Genomic DNA, 24,765 nt, shown 5'->3' with positions numbered 1-24,765 from the left:
CCCCTAGAGGACGCCGCGCGCCTTGATGTCGAGATACCGATTCACCGCCGCGAGGCTCAGTTCATCCGGTGCGACGTCCAGCATCTGCACGCCGCCCTTGCTCACGCGCGCTTTGAGCACCTCGCGGTCCGTGAGCAGCTCCGACGCCACCGCGTGCTGGAACGCTTCCTCGGGTCCTGACGGCGGCGTGCGCAGCAGCTTCTGCAACGCGGTGTCCTTCACGGACAGGCACAGCGGGACGTGGCGGCGCGCGAGCCGGTGCAGTGGGGCCACCAGCGTTCCGGCCTGCTCCTCGTCGAGAAAGTCCGTGAAGACGCACAGCAGGCTGCGCCGGTTGAGGCGCACGTTCAGCTCCTTGAAGAGCGCCAGGTAGTCCACGTACGTGAGGCTGGGCGTCGTGGAGTAGAGCGTGTCCACCAGCTTGCGGTACTGGCCCCGGCCCGCCGCGGGCGGCAGGTAGGCCTTCACTCCGTCCGCGAAGAGGGCCAGGCCCACTCGGTCCCCGTTTCGGATGGCCACGAATGCGAGGAACAGCGCCGCGTTCACCGCGTGATCCAACTTGGTGAGGCCGTCCACCTGGGCCGCCATGGAGCGCCCCGCGTCCACGCAGATGATCAGCGCCTGCGAGCGCTCCGACTCCAGCACCCGTGTCACCGGCTTGCCCCGGCGCGCGGTGGCCTTCCAGTCCACGTCGCGCACGCTGTCGCCCTGGGCGTAATCACGCAGGCGCGCGAACTCGCTGCCCTGGCCGTCACGCCGCAGCTGCCGCAGACCCAGGTTCACCAGGTCCAGCGCCGCTCCGGACAACAGCAGCCTCCGGGCTCCTCGCAGGTCCGGGTACACCGACACCGTGCGCTCCGCCGGGAACGTGCGCTCGTGCGAGACAAGCCCCAGTGGGCCCCGCACGCGCACGTGCACGGCGCCGAAGCTGAACTTGCCGCGCTTCGCGGGCGTGGCCCGGTACACCCACTGCGTCTGGCTGTCTGGCGTGAGGCGCAGCGTCGCCTCCGAGGGCTCCACGGTGAACGACGGTGGCGCGTCGTCCTTCACGCGCACCTCCACCGTGCCTCCGCCCCGGTGCACCAGGCGCAGCTCGACGCGATTGGCCACGCCCACGTTGAGGCGCTCCGGCAACAGGCGCTCCACCTCCAGCCGCACTCGGCGGGCCTGGAGGAAGTCGAACGCGGCCAGCGCCACGGCCAGCGCGTCCAGCGCCAGCACCGCGCCGCCCAGACCCGGGAAGAAGCCCGCCAGCGCCATGGGCAGCGCTAGCAGGGCAAGCAGCCCCCACAGGCGCTCGGAGGGAATCACCGGGGGACCTCGACGCCCTGGACCACTTCGCGCAGCACGTCCGCGGGCGTGGCCCCGTCCAGCTCCGCGTCCGGCGAGAGGAGCAGCCGGTGACGCAGCACCGGGCCCACCAGGAAGCGCACGTCGTCCGGCGTGACGAAGTCGCGGCCTCTCAGCACCGCCAGCGCCTTCGACGCGAGCAGCAGGTGCACGCCCGCGCGCGGCCCCGCGCCCAGACGGATGTTGGGCGAGCTCCGCGTCGCCGCCACCACCTTGCGGATGTACCCGAGGACTGGCGGTTCCACGTTCACCGTGCTGAGGGCCGCGCGCGCCTGGAGCAGGTCGTCCTTCGTCACCGCCGCGTTCACGCCCGCTCGCGCCAGGTCGCCCGCGTCGAAGCCCCGGTGCACGGATTCGAGGATGGCGTCCTCCTCCTCCGGCGCGGGATAGCCCACGTCGATCTTCAGGAGGAAGCGATCCAGCTGCGCCTCGGGGAGCGGGTACGTGCCCTCGGACTCCACCGGGTTCTGCGTGGCGAACACCGTGAACATGGGCGACAGCTGGAGGTTCTTGCCCTCCAGCGACACGGCGCGCTCCTGCATGGCCTCCAACAGTGCGGACTGCGTCTTCGCGGGAGCGCGGTTGATTTCATCCGCCAGCAGCAGGTCCGTGAAGATGGGGCCTCGCGCGAGCACGAAGACCTGGGACTTCAGGTCGAAGACGCTGGTGCCCAGGATGTCCGCGGGCATCAGGTCCGGCGTGAACTGGATGCGCTTGAAGTCCGCGCCCACGCTGCGCGACAGCGCCTTGGCCATCAGCGTCTTGGCCACGCCGGGCACGCCCTCCAGGAGGATGTGCCCGCCGGCCACGAGCCCGCAGAGCATCAGCTCCAGCGGTTCGTCCTGCCCGACCACGGCCTTGCGCACCTCCGCGAGGACGCCCTCACGGATGGCGTTCGCGGCCCGCACGGCGTTGCCGGTGTCCGGGAAGGGAGGAGGGGAGAAGGGCGGGGCGTTCATGAGATTCCGGGGCGGGGCCGGCCGGTGCCGGCGGGGTGGATGCGCTCGCGCAGTCGCGCGGCGGAAGTGGCGAGGGCCTGGATGTCGGCGTCCGTACGGACGGTCTCGGACTGGCGGGTCACGTCGAGCAGCCCGTCCGCCAGGTCCTGGCGTCCGCGCGTGCGCAGCCCTTCGGCGACGGCGACCGCGGTGGAGTGCGAAGGCAGGCCCGCGAGCGGCGCCAGCTGCTGCGTGAGTCCGCGCGAGATGAGTCCCGCGGCGAAGCCGTGGTGCCGGCCCTCGCGGTACAGGCGGCTCATGGCGAAGAGGGCGTCCGTGGCGCCCACGCGCATGGACTCGGGCGGAGGGAGCGGACGGCCGAAGCGCTTCAGCGCGCCCGCCCACAGCACGACGCCCAGGAGCAGCTGCGCGACGGCGAAGTGCAGGCCGTAGCGGCGCGCGAAGTCCACGAGCGAGCGCTCGTTGGTGAAGCCGTGGTGGAACTCGTCGAAGGCGAAGGGGCCGGGGCCCATGGCCTCCAGCGCGCTCAGCCAGAACTGCGCGTTGTCCGCCCTCGCGAGCGCCGGGTTCATCGCGAGCTCCGGGGCGCCCACCACCAGCACCCGGCCCTTGCCCGCGTGAATCACCGCCGCCACGGGGAAGCCCAGGCGTTCATCCTCCAGCACCGTGACGGCGCCCTCCGGCAGCCGGAGATAGGCCTGGACCTTCGCCTCCACGCGCTCCACGCCCAGCGTGTACGGCGTGGGCAGCGACGGCACCAGCGTGCGCATGGGCAGCGTCACGTCCGCCTTGTCCAGCTTCACGCCCAACTCATCCAGGAGCGCGTTCTCCTTCGAGCCCCAGGGCACGTACACGAGCGAGGCACCGGCGCGGACATGGGACAGCACGCGCTCCACCTCGTCGTCGTCCAACTGCTGCGCCCGCAGTGCATTGAAGCCCGTGTGCGGCGCTTCCTCGTCGTCCACGCCCGCGTCTGGATCCGAGGCGAGCCGCGTCTGATCCGGATCCTCCTCGTGCGAGTCCTGGACCTCCACGGCGAGCAGCACCAGCGCCTCATGGCCGGTGAGAAGGCGCAGGTCCGCCATGTTGCGCGTCACCGGCAGGCCGCTCTCCTGCGCGAGCAGATAGAGGGCACGCGCGCCATCCGGTTCCGCGCGGAAGGTGGACAGCGGATCCGCGAAGCCGCCGCGCTGGGCGCCGCGCACCAGGAACGTCCCGAGCACGCCCGCGAGCAGCAGGCTTCCCAGCACGAGCAGCGGGAAACGGTCACGCACCGACGGCCTCCTGCGCGGCCGGCGCGGCGAGCAGCGGGGCGGTGATGGCGCGGAACTCGGTGTAGCCGTCGGCGCTCACGGGCACGTTGCCGTACCACGCGAAGTCGAAGCGGCGCGTCAGCTCGCGGAACGGGGCCTTCACCTCCGCGCGGCCCCGGAACGCGCGCAGGTAGTCCCAGTTGGACAGCGTCTCGTCGTAGTGGATGGCGCCGTCGCGGTGCAGGCGCGACAGGAGCGCGAGGTACAGGTTGCGCACCGCCTCGCGGTACTCGCCCTTCGCGGCCAGCGCGTCGGCCAGGTGCGCCCATCCCTCGGGCGGACGCGACAGCGCGTGGTCCGGGCTGCCCGCGAGCGCCGCGGCGTCCATGGTGCTCACCTCCAGCGCCGGGCCCGACTTCTCGCGCTTGCGCCGCAGCACGTTCACGACGACCACTCCCAGCACCGCCAGCGTCAGCGCGACCAGCATCACGACGAGGGCGTTCGCCGCCGCGCCTCCGCTCACGGGCAGGGCCGTGTCATGCGACTGGGGCCGCGGGTTGTTGCGCTTGAAGAAGTCCCTGAGCCATTCGCCCAGCTTGTCGATGAAGCGGCGCCACCAGCTCGGCTCCGAAGGCGGGACCTCTTCCTCCTTCGGTTCGGCCGGGGCTTTCTCCGGGCGATCCTGGAACTCCGGCCTCGCGAGGATGGCCCGCGCCCGGTCCGTGGCTGCCCGGGCGTCCACGCGCGCCTGGGCCTCGGCCGTGGCCGTCACCTGCGCGAGCCCGTTCTCCAGCGCCACCGCCGCTGTCTCGCAGTCCTCGTCGTCGTAGGCCAACTGCTCCAGGTGGCGAACGAAGCGCTCAAGCTTGACCGTCTCCCGCGCGTTCAGCGCATCGAAGTCCTTGAGCGCCGTGCCCTCCACCTGTTCGGGCAGCTCGCACTCCGTCGCGACCTTCTCCAGCCGGGTGCGCAGCGCCTTGCGGTCCACGGGCGCGGTGGCCTCCGGCGCGGCTTCCACCGGAGCGGGGACCGTGAGGAGCAGGCCCGTGGCCAGCAGCAGCGCCGCGGCCACGCCCTTGGATGCCAGCACCCCGCGCTGCGTACTCCGCTCCGGGAGTTGCTGCACGGCGGCCAGCAGGTCCAGGCCTTCCTGCCGCACGCGTCCGTCCACCAGCAGCAACGTGGAGGTCGCCGCGCGCAGGGGCTCGAAGAGGGCGAACGTCGTCGCCGCGAGGAACACGAGCCACGGCGGGTTGTCCAACGACGCGAACCGCTCCGCGAACGTCAGGTCGATGCCCACGAGCTGCCGCCCGAGGTACAGCAGCGTGTTGAGCCCCACGTGCAGGTTGAGGAACACCAGCACCTGCACGCCCATCAGCCAGCGCACCGCGGTGGCCGTCCCGCGCGACGGGCCCAACAGCCGCGAGCCCACCGCGTACAGCTTCAGCGGGCTGCCCCGGCCCTGCATCGTCGCCGCGTAGCCCACGCCCTGCGCGGAGAGGAGGAACAGCGCGATGCCCAGCGAGAAGGTCAGCGTCAGCACGTTGAAGAACGCCAGGTACGCCACCGCGATGAACAGGCTGGGCAGCTTCTCCAGCGCCGCGCGCAGGGACTGGCGCACGGACGGCTCCGTCTTCGCGCCCAGCAGCAGCTCCTGCACGTAGTGGCACGCCGCGCCCTGGCCCACGCCTCGCAGGAACCACGCGAGCGTCACGTACAGCGCGGGCAGGGTAGGGGAGCGCCCATGATCCACGGCGTCCACCAGATGCAGCAGCGCGGCCACCACCGCCGCGCCACCCGGCAGCGTGAGGGCCCACACGCCCGCGTCGCGCGCGCACAGGCGCAGCGCCGCGTCCATCAAGGCCACCGGACCCCGGGGGCGCAACTCCAATGCGGAGACGGCCATCGCGTCAGCCCACCGCGTGCGCCGCCAACAGGACGCCGCCCCACACGAGCACGACGCCCACGAGCGCCAGCACCACGTGCGCCACGCTCCACTCGCGCCTTGGCGGCGGCCCCTCCAGCGCCTTGCGGCGCTTCTCGAGGCAGCTGGCGCAGCGGTTGATGCCCTCGAACTGCGTGGTGCACTCGCGGCAGATGACGCGCCGGCACTCCACGCAGACGCCCAGGCCCGCGCGGTCCGGGTGGTAGTGGCAGCGGCCCGAGCCCTGAATCATGCGCTCACCTTACGCAATCCAGGGCTCGCCACACCACCCCCGCGCGGGCTTCCCGGGGACTACATCTCGTCGAAGAACTCGTCGTTGTAGGTGTACCGGCCCAGGCGTTTGACGAGCGCCTCCATGGCCTCCACCGGCTTCACGGAGAAGAGCATCTGCCGCAGCTTCTTCACCTTTTCGTATTCGCGCAGGGTGAAGAGCTTCTCCTCCTTGCGAGTGCCGGACTGGGGGATGTTGATGGCCGGGAAGATGCGCTTCTCCGCGAGCAGGCGGTCCAGGGTGACCTCGGAGTTACCCGTGCCCTTGAACTCCTCGAAAATCACCTCGTCCATGCGGCTGCCGGTGTCGATGAGCGCCGTGCCGATGATGGTGAGCGAGCCCGCCTCTTCCGTGGCGCGCGCGGCGCCGAAGATGCGCTTGGGGCGCTCCAGGGCGCGGCTGTCCACGCCGCCCGTCATGGTGCGGCCGGAGCTGTCCACTTCCTTGTTGTAGGCGCGCGCCAGGCGGGTGATGGAGTCCAGGAGGATGACCACGTCCTTGCCGGATTCCACCAGCCGGCGGGCGCGCTCCAGCGCGAGCTCCGCGACCTTGAGGTGGTCGCCCGTGGGACGGTCGGAGCTGGAGGCGATGACCTCCGCCTTGATGCTCCGGCGCATGTCCGTCACTTCTTCGGGGCGCTCGTCGATGAGCACCACCATGACGTGGCACTCCGGGTGGTTCTGGATGACGGCCTGGGCGATGCGCTGGAGCATGATCGTCTTGCCCGTCTTGGGCGGGGCGACGATGAGCGCGCGCTGACCCTTGCCGATGGGCGCGATGAGGTCCAACACGCGCGTGACCATCTCCTTGTGGCCGTTCTCCAGCTTCAGCCGCTCGGTGGGGTCCACGGAGGTGAGGTCCGCGAAGTGCGGCAGCCGGGGCGCGCCCTCCAGCGGGCGGCCGTCCACCGTGTCCACCTTCTGGATGACGCCCTTGTGGCCGCGCATCTGCGCGAACGCGGTGAGGTACTGGCCCTGCCGCAGGCGCAGCTTCTGCACCAGGTTCTTCGGCATCTCCGGGTCGTCCGGCGACGCCAGCAGGTTGCGCTTCACCTGACGCAGGAACGCGTTGGGGCCCTTGGCCTCCGTGTCCAGCACGCCCTCCACGGGCGCCAGGTTCTGCTGCGGCGCGCCCTGGGCGTGTCCGCCGCCGCGCTGCTGCTGCTGATGGCGCGGGTGCTCGTGCCGCTGCGGTGGCGGTTGCGGCTGGCCGCCGTCCTGCGGGCGGCTCTCCTGGCCCTGAGGCTGGCCGCCGCCCTGGGGCTGCGGCTGTTGCTGCTGGGCCTGGCGCTGGCGGTACTGCTCCAGCTCCTGCGGCGTCAGGAAGACCTGCACCTGCTGGCCGTCCGGGCCCGCCTGCATGCGGTAGGCCTGGCCCTCCGGGGTGAGGTGCACCTGCGCGCCACGACGGCGGCGGCGGCGACGGCGGCGGCGGCCGCCCTGGCCAGCGGCACCAGGGGCGCCGTTCTGGCCAGCGCCTCCGGCGGAGGCATCACCCTCGTCGGGGCCCTCGTCGCCCTCGTCGTCACCGCCGTCGTCGTCCGCCTCGGGGGGCGGGGGAGGACGGGCGGCCGCGGGTGGGGGCGGCGGGTTGCGGGTCTCGGGGTTGTCGGAATTCTCGCTCATGGGGCTCCACGCGTGACGGCCCTTTGAGGGCGGCGGCCTTGAGCGGGCCCGCCGGGGACGTCAGGAAGCAGGTTTTGGGACAGGAAGCCGGACGCGGGGCCTGCGAGAAGGCCGAAACCGCCGGTTCCTGAAACCCCCCGACGGCCCTAGCGCCGGCCGGGAGGCACTGACCACCCTAACAGAGCGCCCGGATGGGGCGCCCGCATTTTCGCCGCCCGTGTGCGTGGCCTGTCCACCGGGAGACCTCCCCAGGGGGCAGGAGGCGTCTCGGGAGCCTCGGGAAGCCCGTCAGCGGATGCGCACGCGGAAGGGCATCATGGCCTTCAGGCCGGGGCGCAGGAGCTCGGGCGAACCCAGCCCCACCTCCCGGGCGAGCACGGCCAGGGCCTCCGGCGGGCGCTCCGGCAGCGCGGGCAGCAGCAGCCCCGCCAGCGCGTGCACGCCGGGCTCCCCGCCCAGCCCGGAGAGGAAGCCGCGCGCGTCCCCCATGACGTCCAGGTCCAGCTCCTCCGAAGTGGGCACCTTCGCGCGCTTGCGCGCCGACGCGACGGCCTCCGGCATGCCGCCCAGCCCGTCCACCAGCCCCCGGGCGAGCGCGTCCTTCCCGCTCCACACCCGGCCGCGGGCCACGGCGTCCACCTTCGCCTTGTCCATCTTCCGGTTGCGGGCGACCTCCGTGATGAACGTGTCGTAGGAGTCGTCCACCCAGGTCTGCACCGCAGCCTGCTGCTCGGGCGTCCACGGCTTCCACCACTCCAGCAGGTCCGCCATGTCGCCGCGCTTGAGCGTCTCCTGGTTCACCCCCAGCTTGGTGCCCAGGCCCTCCAGCGCGGGCTTCGGATAGAAGACGCCGATGCTGCCCGTCAGCGTGGTGGGCTCCGCCAGAACCTCGTCCGCGGCCACCGCCGCGTAGTAGCCACCGGAGGCCGCCGCGTCGCCCATGGAGGCGATGACCGGCTTGTGCTTCTTCGCCTCCAGCACCGCGCGGTACATCAGGTCCGAGGCCAGTACGTCGCCGCCGCCGGAGTCCACGCGCAGGATGATGGCCACCACGGACGGATCCTCCTGGGCCTCCTGCAGCGCGCGCACCACCGTCTCCGCGCCCGCCACCTGCGCGAAGCCCAGCGGGTCCTCACGGCTGCGGCCGCCGGTGATGTCGCCCAGCACCGGCACCACCGCGATGCGGCGGCGCAGACCCCAGCGGTCCTCGCGCTCTTCGCGCGGCGAGTACGTCGGGTGGAAGCGCATGCCCGGGAACCACTCCGCCACGCGCGCGTCCAGCTCCGTCGCGGACACCACGCCGTCCAGCAGGCCCGCCGCCTGCGCCCGCTTCGAGGACAGGATGCCCTGGGCCCACGCGGCGCGCAGCTTCTCCGGGGGCAGCTTGCGCCCGGCCTCCACGGCCTTCTCGTAGTGCGTCACCTGGGAGTCCAGGTATGCGTCCAGCGTCTCGCGCTCCGCGGGGCTCATGTCGGAGCGGGTGAACTGCTCCATCGCCGTCTTGTACTCACCCACGCGCGCCACGTCCCACGTCACGCCCAGCTTCTCCATGGTGCCGCCCAGCGACGTCACCGTGGCGGACAGGCCGTTGATGGGCAGCGACGCCTCCGTCAGCGCGTAGACGCTGTCCGCCGCGGACGCCACCAGGTAGCTGCGGTCATCCCCGGACAGCATCACCACCACGACCTTCTTGCCCGCCTCGCGCAGCTTGAGCAGCGACTGGCGCAGCTCCTCCGCCGTGCCCCAGCCCACGCCGGGCAGGCCCTCCATCTTCACCACTACGCCCTTGAGCCGCTCATCGCGCGTGGCCAGGTCCAGGAACTTCATCAGGCGCAGGTACGGGTCCGCCTCGCTCACGCCCAGGATGGCCAGCGCGGGGCTCACTCCGCCCGCGAGCATGTCGTCCAAATCCAGCAGCGCCACCACGCCGCCGCCGCCGTGCAGGGCGCGGTAGCGCTCCGACGACAGGCGCACCTGCAGCACGTGGTCCAGGCCGTTGCCCGCGCCGCCCGCCGCGTACGTCAGGCCCGCGTGGCCCAGGTCCACCGTGGCCGCGAGCTGGAGCGCCAGGGGAATGCCGCTGACGAAGCCGTGGGACAGGCCGCCGCCCAGCCTCAGGCCGCGCACCACCTCCGCCTGGAGCGTGTACGTGGCCAGGCCCTCCCGGAAGCCTCCCTCCGCGAAGAGCCAGTCCACGCCCAGCGTGTAGCGCTCACCCAGCGGGCGCAGGCCCAGGCCGAAGTTGTAGCGGCGCTGCAGCTTGAGGCCGTCCTGCTCCGGGGCGTTCAGGTCCTTGGCCACCGCGGCCAGCGACAGGAAGCGGAAGGGGCGCGCGGTGAGGCCCACGTCCCAGCTCGTCAGTCCGCTGATGCGGGGGTCATCCGAGCTGCTGAAGTCGTGCAGCGCGGCGCCCAGCTGCAGCGTGCGAGGCCCCAGCGACAGTCCGAAGGACGTCTTGCGGTAGTCCGGCGCGTTCTCGCCGCGGATCCACTCCAGGGAGAAGCCCGCGCCCAGGCCCAGCAGGCGCGCGCCCAGGAACACGGCGTCGCCCACGGAGTCGGACTGGAGGTTTCGCTCGTGGAGGTAGAAGAGCTGCCCCGCGTCCTGGAACCCCAGGCCGGCGGGGTTGAGGGACAGGGCGGGCGCTTCGTCGATGAGCGCCGCGTTGGTGGGCGGCAGGGTGATGCCCAGGGGCGGGACGGGGGCGCGGTCGACGGCGCCCGTCTGGGCAATCGCGAGGCTGGGGAGGAGGGCGAGCAGCGGCAGGTGGCGCATACGGCCCGGGACTCTAGGTGCGAGCCGTCCCGGGACAAGCGCCGCGTGTTACCAGTCCTCGGTACCCGACACGTCGTCCAGCGGGTCATCCCCGGAGTGCTTCTTGACGGACTGTCGGGAGTTGCCTCCGCGGTCCTCCGAACCCCAGTCCTCCGCGCCGCTGCGGTTGTCCAGCGGGTCGCGCTTCTTCTGGACCTGTTCGCCCTCGCTGTTGATGAGCTGGTTGGCGATGCGCTCCATCTCCGACTTGAGCTGGCCGTACTCGTCGCCCTGGAGCACCAGCTTGCGCGAGCCCAGGCGCTTGCCGCTCTTCACGTCGAAGAGACCCACGGCGAGCTCCGTGCCCCGCTCCGGGATGACGCGCACGGTGCCCACCATCGCCCGGTCCAGGCTCAGCGACTTGCCCAGCGAGACGATGGCGTTGGCCGGCTTGTCGCTGGGGCGGGACACGTCCGGAATCACCTTGTCCAGCTGCGCGTCGTAGGCCTTGTAGGTGGCCGTGGGCGCCAGCGAGGCGACGACGTCCACGTCGTCCGGCGTCACCTCCGCGATCTGCCCGAACTGGCGGAAGCCCGGCCGCTCCATGCGCACCAGGTGCTTGCCCACCGGCAGCGTGGGCAGCGTCAGCGGCGTGTAGCCCACCGGCTCGCCGTCCACGTACACGCGGGCACCCGCGGGCCGGGACTTGAAGGTGGCGCTGCCGCGCAGCTGCGAGGGACGGCTGGTGGCCACCTGCACGCGCAGGCTGATGAAGTCCCGGCTGAAGCGCTTGGGGTTCAGCTCGAACGTGGGGTTGAGCGCCATCAGGTCGATGAGCAGCAGCTTGGCCTCCTCCACGTCGCCCCGCAGCTGGAGGATGGCGCCGTGCAGCGCCAGCGCGTCGCACAGCGGGAAGCAGGACGTCATGGCCGCGACGGAGCCGTCCAGCTCCTTGAGGGTGGCGCGCACCTTGCGCTCCGCGTCCTCGTACTCGCGCGCCTCGAAGGCCTTGACGCTCTCCTCGTAGCCCTTCTTCGCGCGCTGGAAGGACGCCTGCGCGGACGGGTCGTCCGGCAGGCCGAAGAGGTCGCGCGGCTTGCGCACGGAGTAGCTGGGGAAGTTGCCGAGCGCGTCGTTCAGGTAGCTCTCCATCTGCACCCCCGAGGACTCGGACGACGGGTCCATGGGGATGAGCAGCGCGGAGATGCGGCCCGCCGGGGGCGAGGATGACAGCGCCAGGGCGGGCAGCAGCACGAGCGCGAGCGGAAGGGCTTTCATGAGGAGTCCTGTGCGCTTGACGCTCGGGCTAGAAGGAAATTCCACCGGGGAAACCGTTCACCGGGTTGAAGCCGGGGCCGCGGTCCGTGGTGGCCACGTACACCACGCCCGCCGTCACGGCCGCCACGCCCGCCGCCGCCGCCCAGAACCAGGGCTTGCGCAGCACGGAGTCGCTGGAAACGAGCGGCTCCTTCGACGCGTCCTCGCGGCCCTGGGGCAGCGCGGCGCCGGTGAGGAAGGTGTGCACCTGGTCCGCGGCGAAGTCCGCGCTGCCCTTGCCGTCGCGCTTGCCGAAGTCCACCTCCACGCCGCGCAGGCGGTTCTTGGTGCGCACGTCCCACGCCTGCACCTCGCCGTGCAGCCGGCCCTTCTTGTCCTGGAACGTGGCCGCCAGCACCACGTAGCGCGCGTTGAGCCGCTCGGCGATGGCGCCCACTTCCGGGGGCGTGCCGTTCGCGTCGAAGGCGGCTTCGGTGCCGGCCTTCGTCGCCGCGTCACGCAGCGCGGACAGGCCCGGCGCGGAACCGAGCTTCGTCTTCAGCTCCGTGGGGGCGGACGGCTTCACCTCCACGTACGTCGCGAACGGGGCGTAGCCCGGCAGCACCACCTGCACGGGGTAGCGGCCCGGGGCCAGCTTCGCGCCGGACAGCGGCGTCGTGCCCACGTCGCGGCCGCGCACCAGCACGCGCGCGCCCTGCGGCTGGGTGTTCACCACCAGCGTGCCCTGAGGCTGCGCGTTCAGCTCGCTCTGCGCCTCCGAGAACACCCGCTGCACGTCCTGGCCGAAGAGGCCCGCGTCCGGGCGCAGCGAAGGCTCCGCGAGGAGCGCGTTCGTGAAGGCCGCCTTCGCGCCCGCCACGTCGCCGTTGAGCAACTGGGCCGCACCCTGGAAGAGGTACGTCTCACCCAGCTTCTCCGGGCGCAGGTCGCCGGGGCGCTGCACGTAGGCTTCCGCGGCCGCCTTGAACTTCGCCGCGGCGGCGTCCGGGTCCAGGTTGTCGTACGCCGCGCGGCCCTCGTCGAAGAGGGCGTCACCCCGGGGATTGCCCTGGGGCTCCGGGGGCGGGAAGGCAGTGGCCAGGTCCACGAACTGGACGTCGCCCGCGCTGCCCAGCCGCCGGGTGAGCGTGTCCTCCAGCTTCGCCGCGGAGTCCGTCGCGGCCGACTGGCGGGCCACGCCAAAGATGGCCACCGCGTTGGACGTCGCCGCGCGCGCCGGAGCCGGAACGTCCGCCAGCTTCTTCGGGGCGGCGGGCGTGGCCGGAGCGACGGGCGCCGGGGCGGCCGCCTTGGGCGCGACGGGCACGTCCGAATCGGGGGCCGGTTCATCCGGTGGCGTGAAGGTGTCCTCGGGCTCGGCCGCGGGAACCTTCTTGGTGGCGGCGGGGCGCTTCTTCTTCGCGGCGGCCTTCCGCTTGGTGGCGGCGTCGGCGGCGGGAGCGCTCAGCATGCAGGCGAGCGCGACAGTCAAGGCAAGGCGGGTGGTGTTCACGATTCGGCGGATGCTAGCCGACCAGCGGGGCGGAAGACCAATGCCTCCCCGGGACGGGCGAACCCGTCCCGGGTGAGCGGGGACTTCCAGTTTCTCAGACGTCCAAGTCCTGGACCTCGCCCGCCATTTCGGTGATGAACTTGTAACGCGCCGAGACGTCCTTCCCCATCAGGTCATTGATGATGCGGTCGGTCTCCAGCGCGTTGTCGATGGTGACGCGCAGGCTGATGCGGTTCTTCGCGTCGAGCGTCGTCATCTTCAGCTCGTCGGCCGTCATCTCGCCCAGACCCTTGAAGCGCATGATGTTGGGCTTGGCGTTGCCCTTGGCCTTCTCGCGGATGATGCGGTCGCGGTCCGGCTCGTCCAGGGCCCAGTACGTCTCCTTGCCAATGTCCACCCGGTACAGCGGCGGCTGGGCGATGTGCACGGCGCCCGCTTCAATCAGGGGCCGCAGGTGCCGGTAGAAGAACGTGAGCAGCAGCGTGGCGATGTGGTGGCCGTCGCTGTCCGCGTCCATCAGCAGGAAGACGCGGCCGTAGCGCAGCTTCGTGATGTCGAAGTCGGACCCGATGCCGCAGCCCAGCGCGCTGACGATGTCCTGGAGCTCCTTGTTGGTGGCCACCTTGTCGGTGGACGCCTGCTCCGCGTTGAGCACCTTGCCGCGCAGGGGGAGGATGGCCTGGGTGCGCCGGTCGCGGCCCTGCTTGGCGGAGCCGCCTGCGGAGTCACCTTCCACGATGAACAGCTCGCTGGACGCGGGGTCCGTGGACGAGCAGTCCGCCAGCTTGCCGGGGAGGTTGAGCCGGTGGCTCACCGCGGACTTGCGGCTGATGGCGGCGGAGGCCGCGCGGGACGCCTCACGCGCGCGGGCGGCCAGGATGATGCGCGCCAGCAGCGCTTCCGCGATGGACTTGTTGTCGTTGAGCCACTTCTCCAGCACCGGGCGGACGGCGCTGTCCACCTGCGCCGTCGTCTCCGAATTGTTGAGGCGGCCCTTCGTCTGCCCCTGGAACTGGGGCTCCACCACGTACACGGAGAGGATGGCGGTGATGCCCTCGCGGATGTCCTCCGCGGTGAGCGACACGCCCTTGGGTGTCAGGCCGTGCGTCTCGATGTAGTTGCGCATCGCCTTGACGATGGCGGCCCTCAAGCCCGCCTCGTGCGTGCCGCCCAGGTTCGTGGGGATGCCGTTGACGTACGAGCGGATGTGCTCGTCCGTGGCCTCCGTCCACGCCAGCGCCACCTCCAGGCGGACCTCGTTGTCGCGCGAGTAGTAGAACGGCGTGCCGCCCACGGGGACGATGGGCTTCTGGCGCTCCGACACGACCTTGGTGAGGTATTCCGCGATGCCGCCGTCGTGCTTGAACGTCTCCGACACGGCGGGCGTGGCCGTCTCGTCCTTCCAGACGACGGTCATCCCCTTGTGCAGGTAGCTCTTCGCCTCCAGGCGCTCGCGCACCAGGGCCGCGTCGAACTTCTGCTTCTCGCCGAAGATCTCCGCGTCCGGCTCGAAGGTGATGGACGTGCCGGTGCCGCGCGCCGGGCCCTCCACCTTGAGGGCGCTGGTGGCCTTGCCGCGCGCGTACGACTGCACGTGGCGCTTGCCGTCCTTCTTGATTTCGATGAGCAGCTTGCTGGTGAGCGCGTTCACCACGGAGCTGCCCACGCCGTGCAGACCGCCCGAGTGGATGTAGTTGCCCTGCTCGAACTTGCCGCCCGCGTGCAGCGTCGTGAGGATGACCTCCACGGCGGGCTTCTTGTGCTTGGGCATCATGTCCACGGGGATGCCGCGCCCGTTGTCCACGACGGTGATGGACTTCGCGCCCTTGTGGAGCGTGACCTCGATGAGGGACGCGAAGCCGTTGATGACCTCGTCCACCGAGTTGTCGACGATCTCCCAGAGGAGGTGGTGGTAGCCCGTGCTGTCGGTGCCACCGATGTACATGGCCGGGCGCTTGCGCACCGGCTCCAGGCCTTCGAGGACCTGGATGTCCGCGCCTGTGTAGGTTTCCTTCTTGGTCGCCATGGCCTTCCCGCTACTCCTTCTTCTCCGGCAGCGGCACGAAGGTGATGGGCTTGGCCACCTCCTTCACCGTGTCGCGCTTGGACATCTCGTGGCCCTTGCCGCCGCGGCCCGTCACGCTGAACTTCGCCGGTGACAGGTGCAGCTTGCGGCCCTTCTGCGTCTCGAACTCCAGCACGGCGTCCTTCTGACTGGCCGGCGCCGCGAGGAAGTCCACCACCTTGTCGCCCGCGTCCACCTTGATGACCTGGACGCCCTTGCCGGGGCCCGCCAGCTCATTCACCTCCGCCACCTTGCAGACGAGGGCGTTGGTCTTCTCCGTGAGGACGGCGAGCAGGTCCTTGTCGCCCACCGGCTGCGTGCCGATGATTTCGTCGCCCTCGCCCGTCTTCGCGTAGCGGCGGCCGGCGCGGGTGGACACTTCCGTGTGCGGCGCCAGCAGGAAGCGCAGGCCCAGTCCCTGGCGCGTCACCGCCACCAGCTTCGCCGGCTGGTGCAGGCGGGCATCCTGGGACAGGGCGCCCACCACGCGCTCGCCGTCGTCGAACTTGAACAGCTTCTGCACCGGGTCGCCGTAGCCAGTGGAGGCCGGAATGTCGTTGAAGCGGGTGACGTAGGCGGTGCCGAAGTTGCTGAACAGCACCAGGTTCGCCTTCAGGCTGCCGGCGAGCACCGCCATCACCGCGTCGCCTTCACGCAGGCGGGTGGTGGACGGGTCCTTCACCTCGCGCACGCGCTTGATCCACCCGTCGCGGGTGATCACGACGTGGGCGTCCTCGTCCGCGATGAACGCCTCCGCGGAGAACTCCATCTCTTCTGAGCCCGCGCCGCCAATGCGCGTGCGGCGCTTGTCGGTGTACGCGGCCTTGAGGCCGGACAGCTCGTCGTGGATGACGGTCCAGCGCTTCTTCACGTCCTTGAGGACGCCCTCGATGCGCTTGATCTCCGCGCGCTTCTCCTTGAGCTCCTTCTGGACGATGAGGATCTCCAGGCGGGCCAGCTTGTAGAGGCGCATCTCCAGGATGGCGTCCACCTGGATCTCATCCATCTTGAAGCGCGCCATCAGCTTCTGGGCGGCGTCCTGCTTGCCCTCCGACTGGCGGATGATCCGGATGATCTCATCCAGCGCGTCGTAGGCCTTCTCGAAGCCCTCGAGGATGTGGACGCGCCGCTTGAGCTCCGCCAGCTCGTGCTCGAAGCGCTTGGTGACGATCTCCAGGCGGAAGTCGAGGAAGTAGCGGAGGATGGACTTGAGGTCCAACCGCTTGGGCGTGCCGACGTCCGGGTTGTCCGACGGCACGAGGCACGTCAGGTTCACGCCGAAGTTCGTCTGCAGGGGCGTGTGCTTGTAGAGGTACGCCATCACCAGCTCGGGGTTGGCGTCCTTCTTGAGCTCCATGACGATGCGCACGTCCTTGGTGGACTCGTCGCGCACGTCGGTGATGAGCGGCAGCTTGCGCTCGCGCACCAGCTCGCCAATCTTCGCGACGAGCGTGGACTTGTTCACCGTGTACGGGATGGAGGTCACGACGATCATCTGACCGCCGCGCTTGTGCTCCTCCATCTTGTACTCGCCGCGGATGCGGACGGAGCCCTGGCCCGTCTCGTAGATGTCCCGCAGCTCCTTCTTGTCGTTGAGGATCTGCCCGCCGGTGGGGAAGTCCGGCCCCTTGATCCACTTGAGCAGGTCCTTGGTCTGCAGCTCCGGGTCGTTGATGAGCGCCAGGAGCGCGTCCACCAGCTCGCCCAGGTGATGGGGCGGGATGTTGGTGGCCATGCCCACCGCGATGCCGGTGGTGCCGTTCATCAACAGCTGCGGAACGCGCGCCGGGATGACGACGGGCTCGTCCCGGGTGCCGTCGTAGTTGGGGCGGAAGCGGACCGTCTTGCTGTCCAGCTCACCCAAGAGTTCCGTGGCCAGCTTCTCCAGGCGGCACTCGGTGTAGCGGTAGGCTGCGGCGGAGTCGCCGTCCAGCGAGCCGAAGTTGCCGTGGCCGTCCACCAGCGGGTAGCGCAGGGAGAAGTCCTGCGCCATGCGCACGAGTGCGTCGTAGATGGCCGTGTCGCCGTGCGGGTGGTAGCGGCCCATGATGGCGCCAACCACCTGCGCGCACTTCTGGTACTTCGTGTCGAACGACAGGTTCAGGTCGTTCCACATGCCGTAGAGGATGCGGCGCTGCACCGGCTTGAGGCCGTCGCGCACGTCGGGCAGGGCACGCGAGGTGATGACCGACAGGGCGTAGTTGAGGTACCGCCGGCGCGCTTCCTCGGCCAGGCCCGCGGGCAGGCTGTCCCCACCACCAGCGCCGGACCCGCCGCCGCCGCCTCCCTTTCCTCCGCCCCCTGCCGGGCCTCCCTGCTTCTTGCGCGACTTCGTTTCGGCTTCTGCGAGCATGGTCATGGAATCCAGATGGGTTTCACACGGGCCGACCGGCCGGGCGTGACGCGGCGCGCGGGGCGTCACGCCGTGCGCGCTGCGACTACCAGTCGGGTGGGACCCTCGACGTCAGATGGGCCGGACTACCATGGGCCTCTGACATTGAGAACGAATTCGGGAGGTTGCAGCGGCTCCAGCCCGGAGCTTCTGCACGTCCGTACAGTCCTGTGCCTGCTTGAAACCCACCGCCAACCCCTCGGAATTCCGAGGGGAGTGAGGGCAGGGCCTGGCCGGCGGGCTGCTTGGACTAGCCGTTGTCGCCGTTGGGGTTGGCGCGGGGCTTCTTGCCCTCCGCGTCAGGGGCGCGGCCCCAGCCGCGGCCGCTCTTGAAGATCTGCACGCCCCGGCCGGAGCCGCCACCGGCCATCCCGTTGATGGTGGCGGTGAGGGCCTTGCTCCCCGGCGGGTGGTAGATGACGCGCACCTTGCGGGCGGAGGGCAGCAGCGCGCTGGTGGCGTCCACCAGCAGGTAGACCGTGGTGCCGTCCGTCTGGATGCGCTCCGGGTCCTGCCGGTTGTTGAGGTCCGCGAGCAGCTCGCCCGCGTCCGCGCTGGTGGCGTCCGAGCTCAGCTGGCGGATCTTCACGCGCAGGGTCATCTCCGGAGGCGCGTCCTGGCGCTTGTACTCCCGCACGCCCTGGATGACGACCGCCAGGTCGGCGCCGTTCTCCGGGGCTTTGTTGTCGGCCAGGTGGAGGCCGGACTGGACGCTGGAGTCGGTGTCCAGGAAGAGCGTGATGTTGGCGCAGCGCTGCTTGCACTCCTCGCCGAAGGGGTCCTTGTTGAACTTCAGGCGCATGGCGAAGTCGCTGCCCTGGGGACCAATGGTGGCATCCACGATGACGGGGCGCTCATCGTCCGGTGACGGCTTGTAGCGGAAGGTCGAGGTGGACCGCCCCGCGGCGGAGGTGGACGCGCTGGCCAGCAGCGAACAGGCGAGCAGGGTGGGCAGGCGCTTCACGGACTTGGACCTCCTGACGGCGTGGGGCATCAAAAAGTGGCATTCAAAGGGAACTGGCCCCGGGCCGGCAAGCCTGGGGCGTAGAGTGGCCGTCTGGAGGACAACCATGCCCACACCGTACGTGCGTCAGCTCAAGCTCGGACCCATGGACAACTTCGTCTACCTCGTGGGTCCCCAGGACGGCCCGGAGGTGGTGGTGGTGGATCCGGCCTGGGACGTGCCGGCCATCGAGGCGGCGGTGGCGCAGGACGGCAAGCGCGTGGTGGGCGCGTTCGTGTCGCACTGCCACGGCGACCACATCAACGGCCTCGAGGAGCTGCTGTCGCGCCATGACGTACCGGTGTACGCGCAGGCGGAGGAGGTCGCCTTCTCCAGCGACCTGCGCAAGCGGGGTGGGGACGCGCTCAAGCCCCTGAGGGCGGGCGACGCGGTGCCGGTGGGCGCGCGCACGTTCCATGCGCTGCACACGCCCGGGCACACGCCGGGGTCGCACTGCCTGTTGGCGGAGGACGCGCTCGTGTCTGGGGACACGGTCTTCATCAACGGGTGCGGCCGGTGCGACTTCCCGGGCGGCAGCCCGGAGGACATGTACCGCTCGCTGTCGCAAGTGCTGGCGAAGGTTCCGGACACCGCGCGGCTGTACCCCGGGCATGACTACGCGGACGTGCCGGTGGCCCAGATGGAGGCCATCCGCCAGAAGAACCCGTACTTCGGCTTCCCGGACATGGCGTCCTTCGTGGCCTTCCGGATGCGACCGCGGCGGTGACTCCACACGTCCGGGCGTTTCTGACACCCTCGGATATTTCGCGTGCGGGCGCACTCGCGACAGTCTTGAAGTAAACTCAAGCGAGGGGAGCTCGGAAAAGGGCTCCCGCTGCCTTGAGGGGACGCGCGATGCCCGTGGAGATCAGCTCGGTCGCAGTGAAGGACGCGGACGCGAAGGCGTTGGCGGACGGCGCCTACACGTACGCGCGGACGACGGACCGCACCCGGCTGGCTCACCTGACGAAGGTGGGGCTGCGCAACACGCTCCGGTCGTGGATCGCCTCCAAGCCGTGGTCGTTCCCGAAGGGCACGAAGCTGGGCTCCTTCGAGACCACCTTCGGCATGACGAACACCGCGCCCAAGGCCTACTGGAAGGCCTTCGCGGACAAGGGCGAGTTCTACATGCACCTGATGTACGAGGCCGACGCCCGCTGCCAGCGCAACCGCGAGCTGGAGCAGGAGCTGGCGGAGGACGTCCTGGAGCATGCCCGCACTCGCCAGGCGCTGAACGACCTGCGCAAGGCGTTGGGGGCGTTCCTCTGGAAGAACGACAGCTGGGCGGGGACGATCAGCCATGTGCTGACCACCAACCCGATCGTCAACCTGCTGCCCAACATGACGGGCAGCTACAACGAGGCCAACTCGTACCCGGCCTACGCACGCCGCTCGTGGGAGCAGCTGGGCGGCAACCTCAATCCCATCAACCTGGTGATGAACCTGACGGCGCAGCCCCTGTACGACTACAGCATGCGCAGCAAGGACCGGGTGAGCCTCAGCTACGACAAGCGGGACTTCTCCGTCGCGGAGAACGTGGCCATCCTCCACGACCTGAAGGAGCTGTTCAGCCCCATTGGCAACAGCCGGGCCATGATCTCCATGCACAAGGAGCTGGTTCCGCATCCCTACCAGGGGGCGACGAGCCCCGCCCGGCCCAGGCGTTGGACGACGGACGGCGCAGCTCGCGCGAACGTGCTCAAGAAGGACCTCACGCGCTACACCGGGGATCCGCATACGGAGCGCCGGCAGGTGAGCTGGGATCAGGGGCGCAAGGGCGCGGGCACGCGCAACGAGGACTCGCCGGACACGGAGACGGCGCGAGAACACCACATGCCCATCGAGACCGGGCGCTCGCACACGGCGGCCCGCCTGTTCGAGATGGTCGCCCTGCTGCGGCCCGCGAATGGCGCGGGCCCGGTTGCGACCCAGCTCTTCGCGGACCGGATGAAGGCCATGGCCTTCGGCATCTTCGGGTACTGGAACGCGGACCAGTCCGTGGGCGGCTACCCCAAGAGCCTCACGCCGGTGCACACCTACCACGAGGTGATGGACCCGGCGGAAGACTACCTGATGGACATCTACGAGCACCCCTTCACGTACGACGACGTGATCGCCTGGCTGGGGACCTGAGCGCCCGCTCGGCTCACACCCGCCGCGCGCGGGCCATGGGCGGCATCTTCACGCCGCCGCTCGGCTTCGCGTGCATGGCCCAGTACGCGGACACGCCCAGCAGGGCCAGGGACAAGAGCGTCCACAGCGCGGCCCACACGATGGACGGCACCCACGTCTCGCTGGCGAGGATGGCCGCGTCGCTCTGCGCGCGCACCGCGCTGTTCCACAGGTCATCCCTCAAATCGAAGATGGCGTAGAGCGCGGTGAAGGCCGCGAGGAACAGGTTGAGCGCGTCCACCAGCCCCGTGGGCAGGAAGCGCGCGCCCAGCCCCATGGCCAGCGCCATGCCCAGGCAGAAGGCCAGGGTGAACGGGTCCCCCGCATAGAAGAAGCCCATCACCGCCAGCCACACGGACGCCGCGCCCATGACCGCGCGGCCCAGCCGGAACCGGAACGTGGCCAGCATCAGCCCCGCGCCCGCCACCGCGCTGCCCAGGTAGCCCGCGGATGACACGATGACGCGGTTGAGCACGCCCGGCGGCAGGCGGGAGAGGCAGCTGCCTCCCTCGTTCACCTGGAGGTGCACCCGGTCCACCGAGCCCCCCACGAGCAGCGAGGCGATGGCATGCCCGCTCTCATGCATCATCACCACCAGCACCTTCACCGGCCACAGCACCGGCGAATACCAGAAGTACCAGGACGCCCCCATCAAGAGCAGGAGCAGCGCCAGCCTTCCAAAATCCAGTGTCGCCCCGCTCGCGGTCCGCATCGCTGGTCCCCTCCTGCCTGGACACCGGAACATCCAAGCGCGTTCCATCTTCCGCGAAAACGCGCGACTCGGACACCGGAACGGTCGCGCCGGGGCGGCGGACGGAGTAGGGAAGGGTCACCATGAAGAAGACGCTCCTTCTCCTCGCGCTCGTGGCAGCCCCGGCCTTCGCCGGGGAAGGGAAGTGGACCCCCCAGCAGGTACTGGAACTGAGCCCTGCCTGGCTCAAGGCCCAGGGCCTCCAGCTGCCACCCAACAAGCTGTGGGACCCCAAGCGGGGCACGGGCCTGCTGGCGGGCACGGTGAACACCGGTGGCTGCTCCGGGTCGTTCATCTCCGCCTCCGGTCTCATCATCACCAACCACCACTGTGCCTTCTCCATCATCCAGGAGCACAGCTCCCCGCAGAAGGACCTCATCACCAACGGCTTCCTCGCGAAGAGCCAGTCGGAGGAGCTTCCGGGCAAGGGCTCGCGCGTGCAGGTGCCGCGCGGCTTCAAGGACGTGACGGCGGAGATCAACGGCGCCGTGCCGCAGGGCGCCGACGACATGGCGCGCTACAAGGCCATCGACCGCAAGCAGAAGGAGCTGGTCGCCGAGTGCGAGAAGCGCCCCGCCACCCGCTGCCAGGTGGCCACCTTCGACGGCGGCGTGAACTACACGCTGGTGGACGCGGTGGAGTTGCAGGACGTGCGCCTGGTCTACGCGCCGCCGCGCGCCGTGGGTGAGTACGGCGGCGAAGAGGACAACTGGATGTGGCCGCGCCACACCGGCGACTTCGCCATCATCCGCGCGTACACCGCGCCGGACGGCGCCTCCGCGGCGTTCAGCGACAAGAACGTGCCCTACAAGGCGGAGTTCTTCTTCCCGCTGTCCACGGAGGGCGTGAAGCCGGGCGACTTCGTGATGGTGCTGGGCTACCCGGGCAGCACCTACCGCACGCTGCTGGCGGACGAGATGGCGGAGCGCCAGGCGCGCTACTACCCGCGCATGCGCGACGTGCTGGGCGAGGCCATCCGCATCCTGGAGGCGGAAGGGGAGAAGGACCCGGCCGGGAAGATCGCCGTGGCCTCTCAGCTCAAGGGCCTGCACAACGCCTACAAGAACGCGGGCGGCCAACTGGCGGGCCTGAAGCGCGGCCACATCGTGGAGAAGCAGCGCGACACGGAGGCCGCCACCGTCGCCTGGGCGCAGAAGGACGCCGCGAAGTGGGGGGATGCCCTCAAGGCCCGCGAGGCGCTGCTCACGGAGCAGCAGGAATCCGCCAAGACCTTCGACCGCGAGTTCCTCCTGAACCTGTCCAGCCGTCTGGCGCGAGGCCCCGCGCTGGCCACGTCCGTGTCCCGGCTGGCCATGGAGCGCGCGAAGCCGGACCTGGAGCGCCGCCCGGAGTACATGGACCGCGAGGTGCCGCGCATCAAGGACCGCCTGGAGCGCGAGCAGAAGAACCTCTTCCTCGCCGCGGACAAGGCGCTCTTGCACGCGTTCGTGAAGCGCGCGCAGGCGCTCCCCGCGGATGCGCGCATCGCGTCCGTGGATGCCGTGTTCGGCAAGACGTACTCGGAGAAGGACGTCTCCGCGAAGATCGACTCGCTGTACGCGGGCACCAAGGTGCTCACCCTGGCGGAGCGCCTGAAGATGGCGGACGAGTCCGTGGGGCAGCTCGCCGCGCGCCGCGACCCCCTGCTGGCGTTCGGCGCGGAGCTGGCGAAGGAGCAGGCCGCGCTGGATGACACGCGCGACCGTCGTCAGGGCGCGTCCTCCCGGCTGCGGCCGGCGTGGCGCAAGGCGGTGATGGCGCAGGCGGGCAAGCCGATTGCTCCGGACGCCAACAGCACGCTGCGCGTGTCGTTCGCCAAGGTGCAGGGCTACACGCCGCGCGACGGCGCGCTGTACCTGCCGCAGACGACGCTGTCCGGGATGATGCAGAAGCACACCGGTGAGGAGCCCTTCAACGCGCCGGAGAAGGTGCGCGCGGCCGCGGCGGCGAAGAAGTTCGGGCAGTGGGCGGATCCCCGGCTGAAGGACGTGCCGGTGGACTTCCTGGCGGACGCGGACACGACGGGCGGCAACTCCGGCAGCCCCACGGTGAACGGCAAGGGGCAGCTCGTCGGCGTGAACTTCGACCGCGTGTGGGAGAACGTCGCGAACGACTTCGGCTACAATCCGGACGTGGCCCGGAACGTCAACGTGGACGTGCGCTACCTGCTCTGGCAGCTCGACCAGGTCGAGGATGCGGACGCCCTCCTGCGTGAGCTGAACGTCCGCAAGGGCAAGCCGGTGGCCAAGGAGGCTCGCTGACATGTCGGACGCGGGGGACGGGACTCCAGCGCTGCCCACCTTCCGGCCGGATGAGCGGGTGTGTGGCAACTGCAAGCTCTGGAGCCCGCACTCCGTGGATCATCGTGGTTGGGTAGGGCCGTGCCGCCTGCAGAACTCGCGCGGCATGTTCCCTCCCTCCGCGCCCATCTGTGACAAGTACGCGCCCCGGGGCTCCGCGTCTCCGGCGCCCGTGGTTTCGAGCACGCGAACCCGCGCCCCGCGCAGCGTGGCGCCCGTGGTGGTGCGCCACCGCGCGGATCCGCACGAAGTGGTGGACCTGGAAGGGCTGAACATGACGCGCGAAGAGCTGATGGACATCTTCCGGGAGGCGGCGGGCCTCAGTGATCCGCCGCTCGCCGGCAAGTGGGAGGGCGGCACGGTGCGGCTGGTGCCGGGCAACCCGGAGCTGCAGGCGAAGGACATGCCCATCGACGGCCTGTTCCACAAGGTCACGATGGTGCGTGACCGCATCCGTGTGCTGGAGCAGAAGCTCAACGCGCACCCCAAGCTCACCGACGCGGAGAAGGCGGAGATGCAGAGCTACATCACCCGCGTCTACGGCTCGCTCACCAGCTTCAACCTCCTCTTCAAGGAGAAGGGTGATCAGTTCGTGGGCAGCAAGGGCGACGAGTAACGGCGCCCGGGCTCGGGAGACTCAAGGCCGCTGGCCGCGCTCCTCCATCACGGTGAGGGCGCGCTGGCGGCCGCGGTGCAGGGCGCTCTTCACGGTGCCCTCGGGGATGCGCAGGAGCCGGGCGATTTCAGCGGAGCCCAGGCCGCGCACCTCGCGCAGGTAGAGCACCTGCCGCTGCTGGGGATTCACCTCCTCCAGCGCTTCGTGGAAGTGCTGCTGCATCTGCGTGCCCATGGCGTGGGCCTCTGGCGACACGGCCTCCTGGGGCGCGTGCGTCAGCCGCTCCCGGCGCCTGCGCGCGCGCAGCCAGTTGATGCTGCTGTTGACCATCACCCGGTGCAGCCAGGTCGTCCACGTCGCCCGTCCATCCAGTCCCGGAGGCTGCCGCGACAGGCGCAGGAAGACGTCCTGCACCACGTCCTCCGCGTCGTCGGTGTCCCCCACGATGCGCCGGGCAATGGCCAGCGCCCGGGGACGGTGGAGGGCGTACAAAGCATCCAGGGTGGGGAAGGGGAGGACGGCGGCGTGCGGGCCCATGG

At 70.3% G+C, this 24,765-nt stretch carries 18 protein-coding genes; 4 read left to right on the top strand and 14 right to left on the bottom strand.

All coding sequences use genetic code 11. The features are described 5' to 3' along the window. Positions 1-3: 3 nt before the first annotated feature. From D7Y04_RS16845 to D7Y04_RS16790, 12 genes are all read right to left on the bottom strand, one after another. Positions 4-1,311: a DUF58 domain-containing protein gene (locus tag D7Y04_RS16845; RefSeq protein WP_120599342.1), complete on the bottom strand. Its 1,308-nt coding sequence runs from the start codon at positions 1,309-1,311 to the stop codon at positions 4-6. Next, the gene (locus D7Y04_RS16840) at positions 1,308-2,309 is read right to left on the bottom strand and encodes a MoxR family ATPase (protein ID WP_121759979.1); all 1,002 of its coding nucleotides are present in this window, start codon (positions 2,307-2,309) and stop codon (positions 1,308-1,310) included. The genes D7Y04_RS16845 and D7Y04_RS16840 overlap by 4 nt, the downstream gene beginning before the upstream one ends. Continuing rightward, positions 2,306-3,583, bottom strand: coding sequence for a DUF4350 domain-containing protein (locus D7Y04_RS16835; RefSeq protein ID WP_121759978.1), 1,278 nt, complete (start codon positions 3,581-3,583; stop codon positions 2,306-2,308). Before D7Y04_RS16835 ends, D7Y04_RS16840 begins: the two co-directional genes overlap by 4 nt. After that, on the bottom strand, positions 3,576-5,468 hold the full coding sequence (locus D7Y04_RS16830) for a DUF4129 domain-containing protein (RefSeq protein WP_121759977.1): 1,893 nt from the start codon (positions 5,466-5,468) through the stop codon (positions 3,576-3,578). Before D7Y04_RS16830 ends, D7Y04_RS16835 begins: the two co-directional genes overlap by 8 nt. Positions 5,469-5,472: 4 nt before the next feature. After that, positions 5,473-5,739, bottom strand: coding sequence for a hypothetical protein (locus D7Y04_RS16825; RefSeq protein WP_120600129.1), 267 nt, complete (start codon positions 5,737-5,739; stop codon positions 5,473-5,475). A gap of 59 nt (positions 5,740-5,798) precedes the next feature. Continuing rightward, entirely contained in the window at positions 5,799-7,403 is a 1,605-nt protein-coding gene (rho, locus tag D7Y04_RS16820; protein ID WP_121759976.1) for a transcription termination factor Rho, read from the bottom strand. 288 nt (positions 7,404-7,691) lie between these two features. Continuing rightward, entirely contained in the window at positions 7,692-10,178 is a 2,487-nt protein-coding gene (sppA, locus tag D7Y04_RS16815; protein ID WP_121759975.1) for a signal peptide peptidase SppA, read from the bottom strand. 48 nt (positions 10,179-10,226) lie between these two features. Next, positions 10,227-11,435, bottom strand: coding sequence for a PEGA domain-containing protein (locus D7Y04_RS16810; protein ID WP_120599431.1), 1,209 nt, complete (start codon positions 11,433-11,435; stop codon positions 10,227-10,229). Positions 11,436-11,463: 28 nt separating this feature from the next. Further along, a complete protein-coding gene (locus D7Y04_RS16805; RefSeq protein WP_233601464.1) occupies positions 11,464-12,927 on the bottom strand; it encodes a PEGA domain-containing protein in 1,464 nt (487 codons plus the stop codon). A 94-nt stretch (positions 12,928-13,021) separates the two neighbouring features. Next, a complete protein-coding gene (locus D7Y04_RS16800) occupies positions 13,022-14,953 on the bottom strand; it encodes a type IIA DNA topoisomerase subunit B (RefSeq protein WP_121759973.1) in 1,932 nt (643 codons plus the stop codon). 10 nt (positions 14,954-14,963) lie between these two features. After that, positions 14,964-17,345, bottom strand: coding sequence for a DNA topoisomerase (ATP-hydrolyzing) subunit A (locus D7Y04_RS16795; protein WP_171807890.1), 2,382 nt, complete (start codon positions 17,343-17,345; stop codon positions 14,964-14,966). A gap of 289 nt (positions 17,346-17,634) precedes the next feature. Next, entirely contained in the window at positions 17,635-18,348 is a 714-nt protein-coding gene (locus D7Y04_RS16790; RefSeq protein WP_120595291.1) for a hypothetical protein, read from the bottom strand. A gap of 106 nt (positions 18,349-18,454) precedes the next feature. On the opposite strand from D7Y04_RS16790, the gene D7Y04_RS16785 reads away from it, so the two are divergent. Then, positions 18,455-19,114 (top strand): MBL fold metallo-hydrolase, encoded by a 660-nt coding sequence (locus D7Y04_RS16785; RefSeq protein ID WP_121759972.1) that lies wholly within the window; start codon positions 18,455-18,457, stop codon positions 19,112-19,114. A gap of 128 nt (positions 19,115-19,242) precedes the next feature. Next, positions 19,243-20,520: a hypothetical protein gene (locus tag D7Y04_RS16780; RefSeq protein WP_121759971.1), complete on the top strand. Its 1,278-nt coding sequence runs from the start codon at positions 19,243-19,245 to the stop codon at positions 20,518-20,520. Between the two features lie 13 nt (positions 20,521-20,533). On the opposite strand, the gene D7Y04_RS16775 is transcribed toward D7Y04_RS16780, so the two are convergent. Further along, on the bottom strand, positions 20,534-21,271 hold the full coding sequence (locus tag D7Y04_RS16775; RefSeq protein ID WP_120595285.1) for a M50 family metallopeptidase: 738 nt from the start codon (positions 21,269-21,271) through the stop codon (positions 20,534-20,536). Positions 21,272-21,393: 122 nt separating this feature from the next. Here D7Y04_RS16775 and D7Y04_RS16770 point away from each other — a divergent pair, with 122 nt between their 5' ends. Beyond that, positions 21,394-23,571: a S46 family peptidase gene (locus D7Y04_RS16770; protein ID WP_120595284.1), complete on the top strand. Its 2,178-nt coding sequence runs from the start codon at positions 21,394-21,396 to the stop codon at positions 23,569-23,571. A gap of 1 nt (position 23,572) precedes the next feature. Continuing rightward, positions 23,573-24,226 carry a hypothetical protein gene (locus D7Y04_RS16765; RefSeq protein ID WP_120595283.1) on the top strand — a complete coding sequence of 218 codons (654 nt, stop codon included), beginning with the start codon at positions 23,573-23,575 and terminating at the stop codon, positions 24,224-24,226. 21 nt (positions 24,227-24,247) lie between these two features. Here the strand turns inward: D7Y04_RS16765 and D7Y04_RS16760 are convergent, their stop codons facing one another. After that, on the bottom strand, positions 24,248-24,763 hold the full coding sequence (locus D7Y04_RS16760; protein ID WP_120595282.1) for an RNA polymerase sigma factor: 516 nt from the start codon (positions 24,761-24,763) through the stop codon (positions 24,248-24,250). Positions 24,764-24,765 lie beyond the last annotated feature (2 nt).

Origin of the sequence: Corallococcus sp. AB038B (assembly GCF_003668955.1) — a bacterium.
GTDB classification, from domain to species: Bacteria; Myxococcota; Myxococcia; order Myxococcales; family Myxococcaceae; genus Corallococcus; species Corallococcus exiguus.
The sequence above is the reverse complement of the archived record's forward strand: the minus strand, read 5'-3'. Positions and strand labels throughout refer to the sequence as shown.

What these genes read in the sequence shown, in the direction of transcription:
- D7Y04_RS16840 (WP_121759979.1), bottom strand. Translation starts at nt 2,309, where the DNA reads ATGAACGCCCCGCCCTTCTCCCCTCCTCCCTTCCCGGACACCGGCAAC.
- D7Y04_RS16795 (WP_171807890.1), bottom strand. Translation starts at nt 17,345, where the DNA reads ATGCTCGCAGAAGCCGAAACGAAGTCGCGCAAGAAGCAGGGAGGCCCG.
- D7Y04_RS16780 (WP_121759971.1), top strand. Translation starts at nt 19,243, where the DNA reads ATGCCCGTGGAGATCAGCTCGGTCGCAGTGAAGGACGCGGACGCGAAG.
- rho (WP_121759976.1), bottom strand. Translation starts at nt 7,403, where the DNA reads ATGAGCGAGAATTCCGACAACCCCGAGACCCGCAACCCGCCGCCCCCA.
- D7Y04_RS16760 (WP_120595282.1), bottom strand. Translation starts at nt 24,763, where the DNA reads ATGGGCCCGCACGCCGCCGTCCTCCCCTTCCCCACCCTGGATGCTTTG.
- sppA (WP_121759975.1), bottom strand. Translation starts at nt 10,178, where the DNA reads ATGCGCCACCTGCCGCTGCTCGCCCTCCTCCCCAGCCTCGCGATTGCC.
- D7Y04_RS16770 (WP_120595284.1), top strand. Translation starts at nt 21,394, where the DNA reads ATGAAGAAGACGCTCCTTCTCCTCGCGCTCGTGGCAGCCCCGGCCTTC.
- D7Y04_RS16765 (WP_120595283.1), top strand. Translation starts at nt 23,573, where the DNA reads ATGTCGGACGCGGGGGACGGGACTCCAGCGCTGCCCACCTTCCGGCCG.
- D7Y04_RS16800 (WP_121759973.1), bottom strand. Translation starts at nt 14,953, where the DNA reads ATGGCGACCAAGAAGGAAACCTACACAGGCGCGGACATCCAGGTCCTC.
- D7Y04_RS16810 (WP_120599431.1), bottom strand. Translation starts at nt 11,435, where the DNA reads ATGAAAGCCCTTCCGCTCGCGCTCGTGCTGCTGCCCGCCCTGGCGCTG.
- D7Y04_RS16830 (WP_121759977.1), bottom strand. Translation starts at nt 5,468, where the DNA reads ATGGCCGTCTCCGCATTGGAGTTGCGCCCCCGGGGTCCGGTGGCCTTG.
- D7Y04_RS16825 (WP_120600129.1), bottom strand. Translation starts at nt 5,739, where the DNA reads ATGATTCAGGGCTCGGGCCGCTGCCACTACCACCCGGACCGCGCGGGC.
- D7Y04_RS16775 (WP_120595285.1), bottom strand. Translation starts at nt 21,271, where the DNA reads ATGCGGACCGCGAGCGGGGCGACACTGGATTTTGGAAGGCTGGCGCTG.
- D7Y04_RS16785 (WP_121759972.1), top strand. Translation starts at nt 18,455, where the DNA reads ATGCCCACACCGTACGTGCGTCAGCTCAAGCTCGGACCCATGGACAAC.